The sequence below is a fragment of the Paenibacillus sp. JNUCC 35 genome (genome assembly GCF_058269095.1).
Map to the genome: position 1 here is coordinate 2553349 of NZ_CM177771.1, position 15772 is coordinate 2569120.

The following is a 15772-nucleotide window of genomic DNA, read 5'->3' on the forward strand; positions in this document are numbered from 1 at the left end:
GAACTGATTTTAATTTTTTTGTAGACAAATCAAATAATTGTTGACCTAAAACCAAACGTTATTATATTATGTTTATGTATTAAATAAACAAAACGAGATATCGTTTGTTGATCAGGTCTTATTCTGAGTCTGAACAAAATCTCAGTGGGAAATCACAGGAAGGGGCTCGCAGTCGTGTTTAAAAATACTTTTGTCAGAACGATTATTTTATCCAACGTTCTGCTCCAGCTTGGCATCTGGGTAAGAAATTTTGCCATTCTGCTGTATGTGACGGATATAACGAATAACAATCCCAAGTTTGTATCGTTGATCTCAGTCGCCGAATTTACTCCGATTTTTCTTTTCGCGATTATCGGCGGAACGTTCGCGGACCGGTGGAAACCGAAGCGGACGATGATTGTTTGCGATCTTCTCTCGGCGTTGTCCGTATTCGCCGTCCTGCTCGTCGTGATGTTCGGTTCGTGGCAGGCGCTGTTTTTCGCGACGCTGGTGTCGGCGATTTTGTCGCAATTCTCCCAGCCGTCCGCATTAAAACTGTTCAAACAGCATGTCCCGGAAGAGCAGCTTCAAGGGGTCATGGCGATGTTCCAGACGTTAATGGCCATCTTTATGGTATTCGGCCCGATTCTCGGGACATTCGTGTACCAGCACTACGGTCTGGAAATTTCGATTGCGGTCATGGGGGTTTGTTTCATCGCTTCCGCCGCCGTTCTTACTTTACTACCGGCCGATCAGGAGAATTCGGCTAAGGCGGAACGCAATTTCATGCAGGAAATGAAGGACGGACTCCGTTACGTGTGGAACAGCCGTGCATTGAAGACGCTTGGAGGAACGTTCGTCGTTTCGGGCTTGGCGGTAGGTGTTATTCAGCCTTTGATGCTGTTTATCGCTATCGAAAATCTCGGGCAGGATAAACTGTTTCTGCAATGGCTTCTGGCGGCGAACGGAATGGCAATGCTGGCAGGCGGGGGTTTCGTCATGGCACTCTCGAAAAAAATGCAGCCGCAATCACTGCTTGCGGCGGGGCTTATCGCCAGCACCGTTGGAACGATAGGAATCGGCTTGTCCACAAGCGTTCCGCTGACGATCTTTTTCCAGGTGGTGAATGGGCTGTTTTATCCGTGCATCATGATCGGAATTAACACCATGATGATGAAAAACACGGAAGCGGCTTTTATCGGCCGCGTGGGAGGCGTATTAACGCCGATGTTTATGGGGTTTATGGTCATCGGCATGTCTGCCGCTGGATTTATGAAGGATATTTTGTCCCTTCAAACGGTTTATGCCGGAAGCGGAATTCTCTTCTTGCTCGGTGCGCTGCTGCTTGTTCCGTTGATGCTGCGCCGGACGGAATCTCCCCGGGAGAGCCAAGGTGCCGCAGCGGCAGCGGACAGCACCGACTAATCAAACGGCATCGCACGCAGTCCTGCACTATAAAAAGCCTCCCCTTTTTTAGAAGGAGAGGCTTTTTGGCGTTAAGGCGCGGCTTCAACCGGCTGCGGTCCGGCATGTCGGCTGAGCGCACGGAGCAGCGTACCGTCCACGAGGTCGCTGATCCGTTTCATCATCGTTTCGGGCAGTTCCTTCATGCCCGTTTTGACCCATTTGACGACGATGCCTACGAACGCGAAGGTGTAAAATTCCGCGATAAAGCATTTGTCCGCATCCGAAACGTCAAGGCCGGAGGAAGCGTCGTCCACTACTCGTTTGATCATATCCTTGGTAGCCTCGAACAAATAGCTGTCAAACGCGTTCTGCCCCGGGGTATTGAGCGCGTTGATATAGAACAATCGGTTTTTCATCAAATAATGCAGGATTTGTACGGCCATGTCGCTCCAGTGCCCGTAATCGCGGTAATCGGCGACGCTTTCCACCGCTTCCGAATAGTAAATCCAGTGAACCAGGTCGTATTTGTCTTTAAAATGATAATAAAAGGTCTGTCTGTTCAGTCCGCTGCCGGAGGAAATATCCTGAACACTGATTTTCGCCAAAGGTTTCGTTTCCATCTGCTTTTTAAGCGATGCGGCCAACGCTTTTTTGGTCGTTTGCGAATCGGTCATCGTGTCACCTCGATATGGTTCTCCACACTCCACTTTTCACTTTCCAGTATAAAGGAATTGAGATCTTTTTAAAAATGCAGGACCGGATACGTGCGGTTCGTTAACGGAAAAATCGGATCATATAAATAGACAATCCCGGTAAAGTGTTTTGTTTTTGGACAATTCGCTGGAATTGTCTATTTTGCGGGGGCGGTTTTCCGCGTTACACTGGAAATGATTACATAAGGCATCCATGCAAGTGGTAATTTTTTTCGCGGGCAGCCGCTGGAGAGCGAGAAAAAATGGATAGCCGTTCCTTTCTTTTCAAATAGTAGGGAGGGTGTGTAAGTACCAGTATGGCATGAACAAGGAGGGCGAGAGTGTCTTGGCTAAATCAGAACCGTTAATTCCGCAGCCCAAAACCTACGGGCCGCTCGGCAATCTTCCGTTAATTGATAAAGAAAGCCCGCTGCAATCGATGATGAAACTGGCGGATGAGCTGGGTCCCATCTTCAAGCTGGAGATGCCCGGCAGAACGCAGCTGCTGATCTCCAGCCACGAGCTGGTCGCAGACGCGTGCGACGAATCCCGTTTTGATAAGAAAATCGGAGCCGCTCTTTCGAATGTGCGCGCGTTTGGGGGAGACGGGCTGTTTACCGCGCACACGGATGAACCGAACTGGCAGAAGGCTCATCATATTCTGCTGCCGACGTTCAGCCAGCGTGCCATGAAGGGGTACCACAACATGATGGCGGACATTGCGGTCCAGCTCATCCAGAAGTGGTCCCGGCTAAACGCGGACGAAATCATTGATGTGCCGGAGGATATGACGCGCCTGACGCTGGATACGATCGGATTGTGCGGGTTCAACTACCGGTTTAACAGCTTTTACCGGGAGCAGCCGCATCCTTTTATTACAAGCATGGTAAGAGCGCTTCACGAAGCGATGAATCAGACCCAGCGTCTCGGACTTCAGGACAAGCTGATGGTCATTACGAAGAGACAATTCAACCATGACATCCAGGCCATGTTCTCCTTGGTGGACAAGCTGATTGCCGAACGAAGGGCCCAGGGAACGGAAGGTATCGATGACCTGCTGTCCCACATGCTGAACGGCAAAGACCCGGAAACGGGCGAATCCCTGGGTGACGAGAATATTCGCTATCAAATCATTACGTTCCTGATCGCGGGCCACGAGACCACGAGCGGACTTCTCTCGTTCGCCCTATATTTTCTTCTTAAAAATCCCGACAAGCTCCGGAAAGCGTACGAAGAAGTGGACCGGGTTCTGACCGATCCCGTGCCGACTTACGCACAAGTCCGCGAGCTTACCTACATCCGGATGATCTTGAACGAAGCGCTGCGGCTTTGGCCGACGGCTCCTGCTTTCGTGCTTTACGCGAAAGAAGACACCCTGCTGGCCGATAAATATCCCCTGCACAAAGGGGACAGCCTGACGGTGCTCATTCCGAAGCTTCACCGGGACAAGACCGTGTGGGGAGATGACGTGGAATCGTTCATTCCCGAGCGGTTCGAAGACCCGGGTAAAATTCCTTACGATGCGTACAAGCCGTTCGGCAACGGACAGCGCGCCTGCATCGGCCAGCAGTTTGCCATGCAGGAAGCTACGCTTGTGCTCGGAATGGTTTTGAAGCATTTCAACATTATGCCGCATACGGATTATGTCCTGAAGGTAAAAGAAACGCTGACGATGAAGCCCGAAGGCTTCACGATGAAAGTGGAGCCGCGCCAGCAAGGCGTTTCCGTCACCATTCCGGGGACTGCGGTTTCCGCGGCGGATGACAAGCGGGTCAAAGAACAAGCCGTCCCGCTCAGCGTGAACGCCCACAACACGCCGCTGCTTGTGCTGTACGGCTCGAACCTCGGTACCGCCGAAGGCATTGCGCGAGAACTGGCCGATGCGGCGAAATACCAGGGCTTCCGCCCCGAAGTCGCTTCCATGAACGACTATGCCGGGAAGCTGCCAAAGGAAGGGGCGCTGTTCCTCGTGACCGCCTCCTACAACGGCAAGCCGCCGAGCAACGCCAAAGACTTCATGGACTGGCTCGAAAGCGCGGAGCCAAGCGAAATCGCCGGCGTGCGGTTCGCCGTGTTCGGCTGCGGCGATCATAACTGGGCGAGCACGTACCAGGACGTTCCGCGCCGGGCCGACGAGCTGCTTGCCTCCAAAGGAGGACAGCGCCTTGCCGGCCGGGGAGAAGGCGACGCCAGCGGCGATTTCGAGAAGCAACTGGAAGACTGGCGCGAAGCGCTGTGGCCGGACGTCATGAAGGCGCTGGGCCTGGAGCTCGCCGAGATCTCGGAGAAGGAGAAAAGCTCGCTCAGCCTGCAGTTTGTGAGCGGCTTCGCCGGTACGCCGCTGGCGGAATCCTACGATGCCGTGCATGCGGTCATCGCCGGGAACACGGAGCTTCAGCGGGAGGAAAGCGGGCGCAGCACCCGCCGGATCGAGGTGAAGCTGCCCGAAGGCGTGACCTACCGGGTCGGCGATCACCTGGGCGTCCTGCCGCGCAACTCGCGCGAAAGCGTGGCGCGTGTGCTCCGCCGGTTCGGGCTGCAGGGGAGCGACCACCTCATTCTGAGCGGAAGCGGACGAAGCGCCGCCCATCTGCCGCTGGACCGCCCGGTGAGCCTGGACGATCTACTGGGCCACAGCGTGGACCTGCAGGAAGCGGCAACTCGGGCCCAGCTGCGGGAGCTGGCGGGCTGCACGGCGTGCCCGCCGCACAAGCGCGAGCTGGAAGCCCTGCTGGAGGAGGACGCGTACCGCGAGCAGGTGTGGAAGAAGCGCGTGTCCATGCTCGACCTGCTGGAGCGGTACGAAGCGTGCGAGCTGGGGTTCGAGCGCTTCCTGGAGCTGCTGCCGCCGCTGAAGCCGCGGTACTACTCGATCTCCAGCGCCCCGCAGGTGCAGCCGGAAGAGGCGAGCATCACGGTCGGGGTCGTGAAGGGACCGGCATGGAGCGGACGCGGCGAGTACCGGGGCGTGGCGTCGAACTACCTGGCGGAGCGCCGGGAGGGTGATGCGATCGTCATGTTCGTCCGGACGCCGGAATCGGGCTTCGGGCTGCCGGACGATCCGAAGACGCCGGTCATCATGGTCGGTCCCGGCACGGGCGTCGCGCCGTTCCGCGGGTTCCTGCAGGCCCGCAGCGCGCTGCGGCGGGAAGGAACGGAGCTGGGGGAAGCGCACCTGTACTTCGGCTGCCGGTGCGAGAGCGACTACATTTACCGCGAGGAGCTGGAGCGGTACGAGCGGGAAGGCATCGTCAAGCTGCACACCGCGTATTCGCGGGAGGAAGGAACGCCGAAGACGTACGTGCAGCACCTGATGAAAGAGAATGCGGCGGAGCTGATCGCCCTGCTCGAACAAGGCGGGCGGCTGTATGTATGCGGAGACGGAAGCCGGATGGCGCCGGACGTGGAAGAGCAGCTGCGGCAGGCGTACGCGAATATCCGTCAGGTAAGCCCGGACGAAGCCCGGAAGTGGCTGGACGGCTTGCAGACGGACGGGCGCTACGCCAAAGACGTCTGGGCGGGCATTTAACGGTGATCGCTCGAACTGAACGGGATTTCCCGAGATAAAATTACAGCAAGCCTCCGTAAGCGGGCAAATCCGCTTGCGGAGGCTTTTTGACTGCCGCTTTTGGGCAAGCGGAAAGGGCATGAACGAAAGGGCGGGCGCACGGAGCGCCACCCTTCTGGGTCCTGCTTCCTTATTTGGCCGCTACGTCGGTTCTTACTACGCCCACGTCCGAAGCGTTGATGGCGAATGCGTTGCCGCCTTGTCCCGTATGAGCCTTGGCCGATTGGTTAACGTTTACCGTGTTTTGAGTCGTTTTGACTTTCGTGGATTTCACTTTCGTGTCTTTCACATGTTTGTGTTTCTTCCAGTGTTTAGACATGCTTTTCACCTCCTTTCCGGGCGGAGGCTGGACCCGTTAACGTTTCTTGTCTTTTTTAAACACTTTCACATGGACGGCGTTGCTGGCGAGCGCATTTCCGGCGTGTGTTTTGGCGATGGCGGACTGGAAGATCTGGATGACCAGAAACTTGTTTTTGCCCACTTTATAGGTATAGGATTTGGTTTTCGTATGAACCACAGGATGTGGCCTCCTTATCCGGTAAGTTATCCCTAGCGTATGAAGAATGAGAGATAGGAGAAGCGGCGGATGGCAGAGCGGATAAGCGGTCTCCGGAAAAAAGAGAGGCAGCTGCGGGCAGGCATGCAAATGCTTCCTGGTTTTCCCGGAAGTAAGGGTGGGAAAGACGAGGGTTTTAAGGTAAGCTTAGGCTAGCGGAAATGACCTTCCAAATGCCCCCCGAAAGGAAAAAGCGGAATTCATGGATATTTCAGACATCGTGTCCTATGTAACAAATGAAGACCATTTAAAACATCTGCTGGAACAATACCGGTCGCTCGGTCCGCTTCCGGGTATTTTGCTTACTTTTATGAAATCGTTTGTCCCGCCCCTGCCGACTTTGCTCATCGTAGGGGTAAATGCGGCGGTTTACGGACTGTGGGCCGGTTTTCTTTACTCATGGATCGGGATCGTGAGCGGCTGTCTCGTCACCTTCCTGATCGTCCGCAAGATCGCCGGTCATTCTTATCTGGAAAGGCTGGCCCGCAAGCCGAAAATCGCAAGAACGACGAAGTGGATCCGGCGGAACGCTTACAGCTACGTTTTTCTGCTGAGCCTGTTTCCCGTGGGCCCGTTCGTGGTCATTAACATAGCGGCGGGACTGGCCGGCATGCGCCTCCGTTCTTTTCTGATGGCGGTTCTGATCGGCAAAGGCATCATGGTGTTCACCGTTTCGTATATCGGTTACGATGTGGCCAAATATATCGAGAATCCGTACCAACTGCTCTATGTCGTCCTTTTCGTCGCCGTATCGCTGATCGTCAGCAAAAAGATAGAGAAGCGGTTTTCGTCCGGCCAGACGATGGAGCTGGAATAGGGCAGAACTCTATGAAAACTTCCCCCTCACCGCGGAAAACTCATTATGCACGCTGCTTGCTGCGTTGAACTTGTCCTTCTTCCGCCTTCGGATAATGTTCCGGCTGACGGCATATGTATGAAGGAATGCAGGAAACGGAATGCGGAATGCAGAGAGGAGCTTGGCTAGTGAGCGGATACGATTATAGGGCCGGCCCGACGAATCATCACAAAAGTTCCGGCATGCCCAATCTCGCCTTTAACGTACGCGATAACGTGCTGTTTAAGCGCAATGAAGACAATGTGGCGTATGAAGTCACCTCAACGCAGCTTCCGCCTATGACGGGTGGAGCTTTTACGGATCTGCGGCTCGGCAGGGGACATATCCGGGAACCCCACTGGCATCCGAACGCGTGGGAGCTTCATGTCATTGTAGCGGGAGAGGCGGAAATTTCGGTGATGTGCCCCGACAGCCCCCAACTGGTGAACTACCGCGCGAAGGAAGGGCAGGTCGTTTTTGTTCCCGCAGGCTGGTGGCACTGGATTACGCCGGTTTCCGAGAAGGTGCATCTTCATGCGTTCTTCAATCACGAGCAGCCCGAGACGGTGCACGGCTCCGATATCCTGCGGCTGACTCCGCCGGAAGTGCTGCAGAACGCCTATAATGTCAATGCCGCTCTTGCCGGCAAAGCCTTCGCGCCGATTACGGAGTCGGTCCGTATCGGACCGGCGGTTCCTGTGCACAGCGAACCGGGAAAACCGGCCACTCCGGGTCAGCCTTATCTTAACGAAAAAAAGAAAACCTAGGTATTTCGGCCCCGGAGGCCGCCGTTCGTCTAAAAGCTTTCCGCACTCTTTCCAGAGCGGGAGGCTTTTTTTTGTAAGCGGAAATTCGGAGACAGGGAGTACACCCCCATTTACAGGTGGAAAAATATAGGGTAATATATGACCTATAATCATATTATCAATGATAATATAAATGAGGCGGTTCATTCCTATGAATATCGAACAAGTGATTTTGGGTTTTATTTACGGGGAAGCGATGACCGGCTATGAGCTGAAAAAGCGGTTCGACGAGTCGGTCGCCCATTTCTTCGGAGCGACTTTCAGCGGAATTTACCCGGCGCTCAGGCGGATGGAAAGGGAGGCACTCATTGAGAAGGAAGTCGTCGTCCAGGAGGGCAAACCTTCCAAAAATATAGTCCGCATTACGGAGAAAGGACGGCAGTCGTTTGCGGACTATTTGAAGTCTCCGTTGTCGCCCGGTGTGCAGAAATCGGATCTGCTCGTCCGTTATTTTTTCGGCAGGTATGCCGCTGCGGATCAGATACAAGGCTGGCTGCTGGAGGAACGGGCGAGGCTTGCACATACGAGAGAAGGCCTTCTTCATATGCGGCAGGGAGCTTGGAATGATCCGGACAGCGATGCGTTTCGTCTGAAAACGCTGGAGATGGGTATTGCCCAGATTGAGTTTTCCCTCCGCTGGATAGACGAGGAACTGACGAAACAGTCCGCTGGAGGTTCCGGTGCCCAAGAGAAACCCGGCAGAAAGGAGAAGGCGTGAATCCTATGAATATGGCTGCAAAAAGCCCGGATACACTCGCCTTTTCCGCCACAGGCAGCGCGGAAGCTGAATCGCACGCTTCTTGCGTAAAGCTGCCGGAGCTCGGCGCCGCGGAAATGGCCCGCGGAATTAAAGCAGGCAGATGGACGTCGAGCGAGCTTGTGGAGGCGCATATTGCCCGGATCGGACAGATCCAGCCGCTGATCGGAGCGGTTGCCGTCCCGCTGTTCGAGGAAGCGCGCCGGGCAGCGGCCGAAGCGGACCGGCGGACCGCTTCGGGAGAACCGCTCGGTCCTCTGCACGGAGTGCCGGTCAGCGTCAAGGAATCCCTTGACGCGGCGGGAACCCCGTCAACGTGGGGGCTGACGGGACGCACGGCGCCTGCTTCTGAGGACGATCCGGCCGTCGCCGCTCTCCGCCGGGCCGGAGCGATCGTCCTGGCGAAGACGAATGCGATGCAGCTGCTCATGGGCTGCGAAACCGTGAACCCGGTATACGGGCGCACAAGCAGCCCGTGGAACCCCGCCGGTCGTTCGTGCGGCGGAAGCAGCGGCGGTGAAGCCGCCCTTATCGCAGCGGGCGGATCGCCGCTCGGTCTCGGCACGGATGTCGGCGGCTCCATCCGTACGCCGGCGCACTTCTGCGGCGTCCACGGGCTGAAGCCGACGCCAGGCCGGGTGGCCTCGCGCCCGCCGGCCGGCATCGCGCACATCTGCCGCGAGGCGGCGGAGATGGCGAGCACCGGCCCGCTGGCGCGGAAGGTCGAAGACCTCGCGCTCGCCATGGAGGTGCTCGCCGCGCCGGAGACGCTGCAGGCGCATCCCCTGCAGCGTCCCGGGGAAGCCGATCCGGCGGGACTGCGGATCGGCTTCTACACGTCGGACGGCATTCTGCCGCCGTCTCCCGCCGTGGAGCGGACGGTCCTGGACGCCGCGGAAGCGCTGCGTGCCCGCGGCGTGACCGTGAAGCCGTTCCGCCTGCCGGAGCCGGATTTGGCGCTGCATCAGTTCTACGCGCTGATGTCGGCCGCCGGGGCGGAAGGCATCGCGGAGACGGCAGACGCGGATGCGCTTGTCCCGCAGGTGGAGGGCACACGCCGCTCCTTCGGGCGTTCGCGGACGGCCAACCGCATCCTGGCGCTGCTTCTGCGGGGTGCGGGACAGAAAATCGCCGGCACGCACATTCTTCCTTACCTCGGGCGCAAAACCCGAGAGGATCTCGGGAAAGCCGCGGAGCTCCGCCAAGCCTACCGTGAAAAGTTCGCGGCGGAGATGGAGCGGCAGCAGGTCGACGTCCTGCTGTCGCCGCCCTTCCTTACGCCCGCAATCCCGCACGATCATTCTCTCGCAATGACGTACGAGGGCTCTTATGCGTTATTGTACAATTATCTCGGCATGCCTGCAGGGGTCATCAGCCTCAGTCAGGTGCGGGTGGAGGAAGCGGCTGCAATGCGGGCCGTCCGAAGCCGGGACAGACTGGTCCAGGCCGCTGCGCAAGCGGACCTGAACAGCGCCGGGCTGCCTGTCGGTGTCCAGGTCGCGGCCGCGCCCTGGCGGGAAGACCGGGTGATTGCCGTGATGGATATGCTGGAGAAGCTTTTCCGGGACCGTCCGGATTATCCGGCGGGAAAACTTGCGGCGGCTCCTTTGCCGATTGCCGATAAATAACTGTCAGGAGGAACGAGTATGCCCGGAACACTTTTTGAAGAAAACGTTCGGAAGGAAACGGGGATTACCTGGGAAGAATGGGTCGTCAAGCTCCAGCGTTCCGTGAACGAGCTTTGGTCGCATGAGGAGATCAGGGATCACATTTGCGGCTGTTACGGCGTTTCAGGCGAGTGGGGAGAATGGCTGGCTGCCATGTACGCTCCCTTTTTGGGAAGGACTCCCGTCGGTGTGACTAAGGACGCCGGCGTTCAGATCGGGGTAAGAAAAACGGTTGCGATATCCGCTCCGCAAGTCTGGAACTATCTGACTTCGAGGGAAGGATTAGCGTTGTGGATCGGAAGCGTGTCCGCGTTTCCTTTGGAGAAAGGGGCGGAATTCGCTTCCGCCGAAGGCATTGCGGGGAAACTTACCGTGGTCGATCCGTTTCGAAAGCTCCGGATGACCTGGAAGCGTAAAGAATGGCCGAACCCCTCGCGTCTTCAAATTACTTTGACGGCCGCAAAGTCGGGAGGGACCACGATTTCCATTCATCAGGAAATGCTGGACGATGTGTATATGCGGGAAATGATGAGACGGGAGTGGGAGTCCGTGCTGAATAGTATCCAGGAATTGGGTGCGGGAGAACACAAAAGGGTGTAAACTATAGAGAACGGATGACGCATTCCAAATCTGTTCAAAGGCGGTGCGGAAGATGAAGCTGAACCATCTTAATTTGACGGTTACGGACGTCCCGGCGTCCCAGGCTTTTCTGGAAACGTATTTCGGTTTGACAACGCGGAGTACGCGCGGCAGCGCGTTCGCCGTATTGTCCGATGACAACGGAGCGGTCCTGACCCTGATGAAAGGCGCGGAAGTCAGCTATCCGAAAACGTTTCACATCGGTTTTATCCAGGAAAGCGAAGAGAAGGTAAACGAGATCAACCGGCGTCTGAAAGAGGACGGGTTCGACGTGGAACCGCCTCAAAGAATGCACGGCTGGACATTTTATGTAAAAGCCCCGGGCGGCTTTGTCGTCGAGGTGCTGAGCTGAAACCGTCAAGGAGGATTCATCAAATTGGACATCCGCTACAGTCATTCCAACGAAATCAATATAGACGAGCTCCAGGAGCTGTTCCTGTCCGTAGACTGGGAATCGGGAAAACACCCTGAAGAGCTGCATCAGGCGATTCTGAATTCCCACTCGGTCGTGACGGCATGGCACGGCGATAAGCTGGTCGGGCTGGTTAACGCTCTTTCCGACGGCGTAATGACGGCGTATTTTCATTACATGCTGGTGAGGCCGGATTACCAGAACCACGGGATCGGCAAAGAGCTGATGACCGAGATTCTCGGCAAGTACAGGGAATACAAAACGAAAGTGCTGATTTCCTACGCGGAAGCGGAATCCTTTTACCGTTCGCTTGGGTTCCGGGCGGAGCAGGGAACCGTTCCGCTCTATATTTCCGAATTGGTTTAAAGAGAAGTGGAATAAAACCAAGTTGACAGCTTGGAAAAATATGTTATAAGATATGGAAATAACGGCATCGTCCTGCTCCGTGCGGGGTTGAACAGCATGATTTTTTCCTATCCAGACAGCCTTAGGCGGACCCATCAGGTGATAGCCGCGCGGCTGTTTTTTTGTTTGCACAGGAGGTGGGAGGAAATTCCGATCCGGTACAAGGCTGCCTTTAAACCTTGTTATCGGGTAAGAATAGTAGTGTATAACAGTAGGAGGGGAATTGTGCATCTCGATACGGACTTTATGTGGAAGCATCTGCCCGAGTTTGTGCGAGCCGGAGGGGAAACGCTCAGAATCGGGGGCATCGCCATCTTTTTTTCCCTTTTCGTAGCGGTCATTCATTCGTTTATTCTGTATTTTCGCATCCGTCCCCTGACCTGGGCCGTCCGGCTGCATATTGAATTGGCGAGAAACACACCGCTGCTTATCCAGTTGTTTTTTCTGTATTTCGCCCTGCCCCAGCTGGGGATTAAACTGTCCGCGATGACGACGGTTTTTATTGCGATGACCTTCCTGGGCGGCGGATATTTTACGGAGGTGTTCCGTTCGGGCATAGAGGCCGTTGAGAAGTCGCAGTCGGAATCGGGGCTTGCCATCGGGCTTTCGAAATGGCAGCTGTTCCGGTATGTCATCCTGCCGCAGGCGCTGCGGATTTCCATCCCGTCGTTATTCGCGAACTTTATTTTCCTGCTTAAAGAAACGACGGTCGTGTCGGCGATTGCGGTACCGGAGCTGCTTTATACGACGACGAGTTATATTTCGCTCTATTACAAAACGTACGAGATGCTTCTGATGATGACGCTCTGTTATCTCGTTATTTTTCTGCCTCTGTCCTTTCTGCTGGGTTATCTGGAAAGGAGGTTCCGGCATGGCGCTTTCGGCTTATGAGCTTCTCGTCGGGAGCCTGCCTCAGCTTGCGGAAGGGTTGTGGGCGACGCTGCGAATCTCGCTTCTGACCATTGTGTTCAGCGTGGCCGGAGGAATCGGTTTCGGGCTGCTGAGAACTTCGCGCCTGCTTCTCGCGCGTCTGCTGTCCGGGACGATTCTGGAGCTGGTCCGGAGCGTTCCGATCCTGGTCTGGCTGTTTTTCTTTTTCTTCGGTCTGCCGATCCTGTTCGACATTCATCTTCCCGCATTCGCTTCGGCCCTGCTTGTCCTGTCGCTGTGGGGGATGACCGAAATCGGGGAAATCGTCCGGGGAGCCCTGCAATCTCTTCCCAAAGGGCAGACGGAGGCCGGAAAATCCTTGGGACTGAGCGGACCGCAGCTGCTGGTTTACGTGCTTATCCCGCAGGCGGTGAGGCGTATGGTGCCGCCGGCCATCAACGTCTTTACGCGGATTGTCATGACAAGTTCTCTGACGGTGCTGGTGGGTGTGCCGGAACTGATCAAATCGGGTCAGCAGATCATTGAACGCCATTACACGCTTTCTTACGCCTCCGTCGTTATTTACGGCCTCATGGCTCTGTTGTATTTTGCCTTATGCTACCCGCTGTCTGTGTTCTCGCGCAGACTGGAAAGAAGATGGGCCGACTAGCCTGCTGAACGGCCGGAAAGGAGGTTCTTATGGGGGAAGCGCTTCTGCAGCTTAGACAAGTAGAGAAATCGTTCGACGGGCACCGGGTGCTCAAGCGGATCGATCTGGACGTGGCACCCGGGGAAGTCGTCGTCATTCTGGGCCCCAGCGGATGCGGCAAAAGCACGCTGCTCCGGTGTTTGAACGGGCTCGAACCGATACAGGGCGGCGCCCTTTTGTTCAAAGGGGAAGACCTGAACGCCGGGAAAGTGCCGTGGCGGGCGATCCGGCAGAAAATCGGCATGGTTTTTCAGAGCTATCATCTGTTCCCGCATATGACGGTGCTCGATAACATTTTGCTGGGACCGCTCAAAGTACAAAAACGGAGCCGGCGCGAAGCGGCCGCGGATGCGGAGAAGCTGCTGGCACGCGTCGGCCTGCTGGATAAAAAGAACGCTTATCCCCGTCAGCTATCGGGCGGACAGCAGCAGCGGATCGCTATCGTCCGGGCGCTTTGCATGCGGCCCGAGGTGATGCTGTTCGACGAAGTAACGGCGGCGCTCGATCCCGAGATGGTGAAAGAAGTGCTGGAGGTAATGCTGGACTTGGCCCGGGAGGGCATGACCATGCTGATCGTGACTCACGAAATGAGATTCGCCCGCGCGGTTGCCGACCGGATCGTTTTTATGGACGAAGGCGAAATTCGCGAAATCGCGCCGCCGGATACATTTTTCAGCCGTCCCCAAAGCGGCCGCGCCAAGCAATTTCTAAATCAGTTTTTCGAAATGGAGACCGGAAAAGGGAGAGAAGAAGCATGAGAAAAACAATAGCTGTATGGGTAACGGTCGTCCTGCTTGCGGGCGTATTGGCCGCTTGCGGAGCCGCCAAAGATTCGAAAGACGCTTCGGGAAGCGGAGCCAAACCCGCATCGGCCGGAGAAAGCGGCGGGGGAAGCATCCAGAAAATCAAAGACCGGGGCAAGCTGATCGTAGGCGTATTCACGGACAAGCCCCCGTTCGGCTTTACCGACGACAAAGGGAACAAGATCGGCTTCGACAGCGATCTGGCCAAGCGTTTCGCCAAGGATCTGCTGGGGGACGAATCGAAGATCGAGTTCGTGACGGTCGAGCCCGCCAGCCGCATCCCGTTTCTGCAAAGCGACAAGGTGGACCTCATCGTGGCGAATATGACGGTGACCGACGAGCGCAAGGAAGCGGTGGATTTTACGAATCCCACAATGAAAGTGGCGACGCAGGTGCTCGTGTCCGACAAAAGCGGGCTTAAGACGCTGGCCGATCTGAAGGGCAAAAAAATCATCGTCACGAAGGGCACGACAGCCGATCTGTTTCTGACCAAAAACCGCCCGGACGTAGAGCTGGTAAAGTACGAGAGAAATACCGAATCCCTGCAAGCGCTGAAAGACGGGCGCGGAGACGGCTACGCCCAGGATAACTTCGTTCTCTTCGCCTGGTCCCGCCAGAATCCCGGCTTCACGCTTATCCCGGAGAAGCTGGAGAAAGAAGCGCCGATCGCTCCGGCGGTCAAGAAAGGGAATACCGAGCTCCGGAATTGGGTGAATAAGGAGTTGGAGACGCTCGGGCAGGAGAAGTTCCTGCTGCAGCTTTACGACAAGTACGTCAAAGAGGAGCTCGGCTCCGCTACCGATCCGAACGACGTCATTACAGAAGGCGGCAAACTGTAAGCGGTGCAATTGCAAAGCATCCCCCTCTTCCGGACTAGGGAGAAGGGATGCTTTTTTTAACGTCCGATGAGCCTGTGCGATCCGTTAGTCTTGGCTTTTGAGGTCAGGTTGATTATCATAGACGCAGGGAAGCCAGTAAATACGGAGCAGTCCATAAGGAGGGAACCGGGTGTCGCCGAGAAATACGGAACGGGATTTACGCGTCAGAGAAGAACGGATTCAGCTCATTCTGGATTCCGCCATAACGGTTATTTCTTCAAAAGGGTTCGGAGCCGCGAGCATCAGCGATATCGCAAAGGCGGCCGGCATCAGCATCGGCACGATGTACCATTATTTCAGCTCCAAAGACGAGATTTTCGCCGACGTGTTAAAACGCGGACAGCTCGATTACGGAAAGAGAGCGGCGGAGCTCGCCGATGAGCAAACGATGCCGCCGCTGGTCAAGCTGCACGAATTCGCCGTGGGCTGGCTTGCCAATCCGATCAATTGGGCCTACACGATCATGCTGCAGAGCGCCCGGACGACCGAAACCGTGCCCGTGGAGATCAGGCAGGCCGTTACGGACCGGTTTACGGCCAATCTTCAGCCGATCGCGCGCATTATGGAGGATGGACAAGGCCGGGGGGATATTAGGGCCGGAGATCCGCTGCAGCTGGCTTTTTATTATGTGAGTCTGATTCAAGGTCTGACCCTGCAGAGGGCGCCGGGTTTTGAAATCCCCGTATCCATTGAGGTAGACGCGCTGATCCGGTTTTTTGAAGCTTGATTCAATTCCGATTTATCCGATAGGAAAAAAGTATTGACAATCTTCTTTTCAGCCTGATAGAA

General features: G+C 56.0%; 17 protein-coding genes. 14 read left to right on the plus strand and 3 right to left on the minus strand.

All coding sequences use genetic code 11. The annotated features are described in order from the left end of the window. The first annotated feature begins 174 nt into the window (after nucleotides 1–174). Nucleotides 175–1404 carry an MFS transporter gene (locus tag AC2TF6_RS11860; RefSeq protein WP_491311164.1) on the plus strand — a complete coding sequence of 410 codons (1230 nt, stop codon included), beginning with the start codon at nucleotides 175–177 and terminating at the stop codon, nucleotides 1402–1404. A 71-nt stretch (nucleotides 1405–1475) separates the two neighbouring features. Here the strand turns inward: AC2TF6_RS11860 and dhaS are convergent, their stop codons facing one another. Next, a complete protein-coding gene (gene dhaS / locus AC2TF6_RS11865; protein WP_491311165.1) occupies nucleotides 1476–2060 on the minus strand; it encodes a dihydroxyacetone kinase transcriptional activator DhaS in 585 nt (194 codons plus the stop codon). 340 nt (nucleotides 2061–2400) lie between these two features. Here dhaS and AC2TF6_RS11870 point away from each other — a divergent pair, with 340 nt between their 5' ends. Next, the gene (locus AC2TF6_RS11870; RefSeq protein ID WP_491311166.1) at nucleotides 2401–5607 is read left to right on the plus strand and encodes a bifunctional cytochrome P450/NADPH--P450 reductase; all 3207 of its coding nucleotides are present in this window, start codon (nucleotides 2401–2403) and stop codon (nucleotides 5605–5607) included. A 169-nt stretch (nucleotides 5608–5776) separates the two neighbouring features. Here AC2TF6_RS11870 and AC2TF6_RS11875 read toward each other — a convergent pair whose 3' ends face one another. Both AC2TF6_RS11875 and AC2TF6_RS11880 read right to left on the minus strand, forming a co-directional pair. After that, nucleotides 5777–5965, minus strand: a complete 189-nt coding sequence (locus AC2TF6_RS11875; protein ID WP_491311167.1) for a hypothetical protein — start codon at nucleotides 5963–5965, stop codon at nucleotides 5777–5779. A gap of 36 nt (nucleotides 5966–6001) precedes the next feature. Beyond that, nucleotides 6002–6163, minus strand: a complete 162-nt coding sequence (locus AC2TF6_RS11880; RefSeq protein WP_491311168.1) for a hypothetical protein — start codon at nucleotides 6161–6163, stop codon at nucleotides 6002–6004. A 241-nt stretch (nucleotides 6164–6404) separates the two neighbouring features. Here AC2TF6_RS11880 and AC2TF6_RS11885 point away from each other — a divergent pair, with 241 nt between their 5' ends. The 12 genes from AC2TF6_RS11885 (at nucleotide 6405) to AC2TF6_RS11940 (ending at nucleotide 15710) form a co-directional block, all read left to right on the plus strand. After that, nucleotides 6405–7019 (plus strand): TVP38/TMEM64 family protein, encoded by a 615-nt coding sequence (locus tag AC2TF6_RS11885; RefSeq protein ID WP_491311169.1) that lies wholly within the window; start codon nucleotides 6405–6407, stop codon nucleotides 7017–7019. Nucleotides 7020–7165: 146 nt separating this feature from the next. After that, nucleotides 7166–7804 (plus strand): cupin domain-containing protein, encoded by a 639-nt coding sequence (locus AC2TF6_RS11890; protein ID WP_491311170.1) that lies wholly within the window; start codon nucleotides 7166–7168, stop codon nucleotides 7802–7804. A gap of 190 nt (nucleotides 7805–7994) precedes the next feature. Continuing rightward, on the plus strand, nucleotides 7995–8561 hold the full coding sequence (locus AC2TF6_RS11895; RefSeq protein WP_491311171.1) for a helix-turn-helix transcriptional regulator: 567 nt from the start codon (nucleotides 7995–7997) through the stop codon (nucleotides 8559–8561). Nucleotides 8562–8566: 5 nt separating this feature from the next. Then, nucleotides 8567–10228, plus strand: coding sequence for an amidase (locus AC2TF6_RS11900; protein ID WP_491311172.1), 1662 nt, complete (start codon nucleotides 8567–8569; stop codon nucleotides 10226–10228). Nucleotides 10229–10246: 18 nt separating this feature from the next. Next, entirely contained in the window at nucleotides 10247–10867 is a 621-nt protein-coding gene (locus tag AC2TF6_RS11905) for an SRPBCC family protein (protein ID WP_491311173.1), read from the plus strand. A 52-nt stretch (nucleotides 10868–10919) separates the two neighbouring features. Continuing rightward, entirely contained in the window at nucleotides 10920–11258 is a 339-nt protein-coding gene (locus AC2TF6_RS11910) for a VOC family protein (protein WP_452531366.1), read from the plus strand. Nucleotides 11259–11282: 24 nt separating this feature from the next. Beyond that, on the plus strand, nucleotides 11283–11684 hold the full coding sequence (locus AC2TF6_RS11915) for a GNAT family N-acetyltransferase (RefSeq protein WP_491311174.1): 402 nt from the start codon (nucleotides 11283–11285) through the stop codon (nucleotides 11682–11684). 264 nt (nucleotides 11685–11948) lie between these two features. Beyond that, the gene (locus AC2TF6_RS11920; protein WP_491311175.1) at nucleotides 11949–12614 is read left to right on the plus strand and encodes an amino acid ABC transporter permease; all 666 of its coding nucleotides are present in this window, start codon (nucleotides 11949–11951) and stop codon (nucleotides 12612–12614) included. Then, entirely contained in the window at nucleotides 12595–13263 is a 669-nt protein-coding gene (locus AC2TF6_RS11925) for an amino acid ABC transporter permease (RefSeq protein ID WP_491311176.1), read from the plus strand. Before AC2TF6_RS11920 ends, AC2TF6_RS11925 begins: the two co-directional genes overlap by 20 nt. Before the next feature lie 29 nt (nucleotides 13264–13292). After that, nucleotides 13293–14060, plus strand: coding sequence for an amino acid ABC transporter ATP-binding protein (locus tag AC2TF6_RS11930; protein WP_491311177.1), 768 nt, complete (start codon nucleotides 13293–13295; stop codon nucleotides 14058–14060). Beyond that, the gene (locus tag AC2TF6_RS11935) at nucleotides 14057–14944 is read left to right on the plus strand and encodes a transporter substrate-binding domain-containing protein (RefSeq protein ID WP_491311178.1); all 888 of its coding nucleotides are present in this window, start codon (nucleotides 14057–14059) and stop codon (nucleotides 14942–14944) included. Before AC2TF6_RS11930 ends, AC2TF6_RS11935 begins: the two co-directional genes overlap by 4 nt. A gap of 169 nt (nucleotides 14945–15113) precedes the next feature. Continuing rightward, complete coding sequence (locus tag AC2TF6_RS11940) at nucleotides 15114–15710, plus strand: TetR/AcrR family transcriptional regulator (protein ID WP_491311179.1); 597 nt, start codon at nucleotides 15114–15116, stop codon at nucleotides 15708–15710. The last annotated feature ends 62 nt before the right edge of the window (nucleotides 15711–15772 follow it).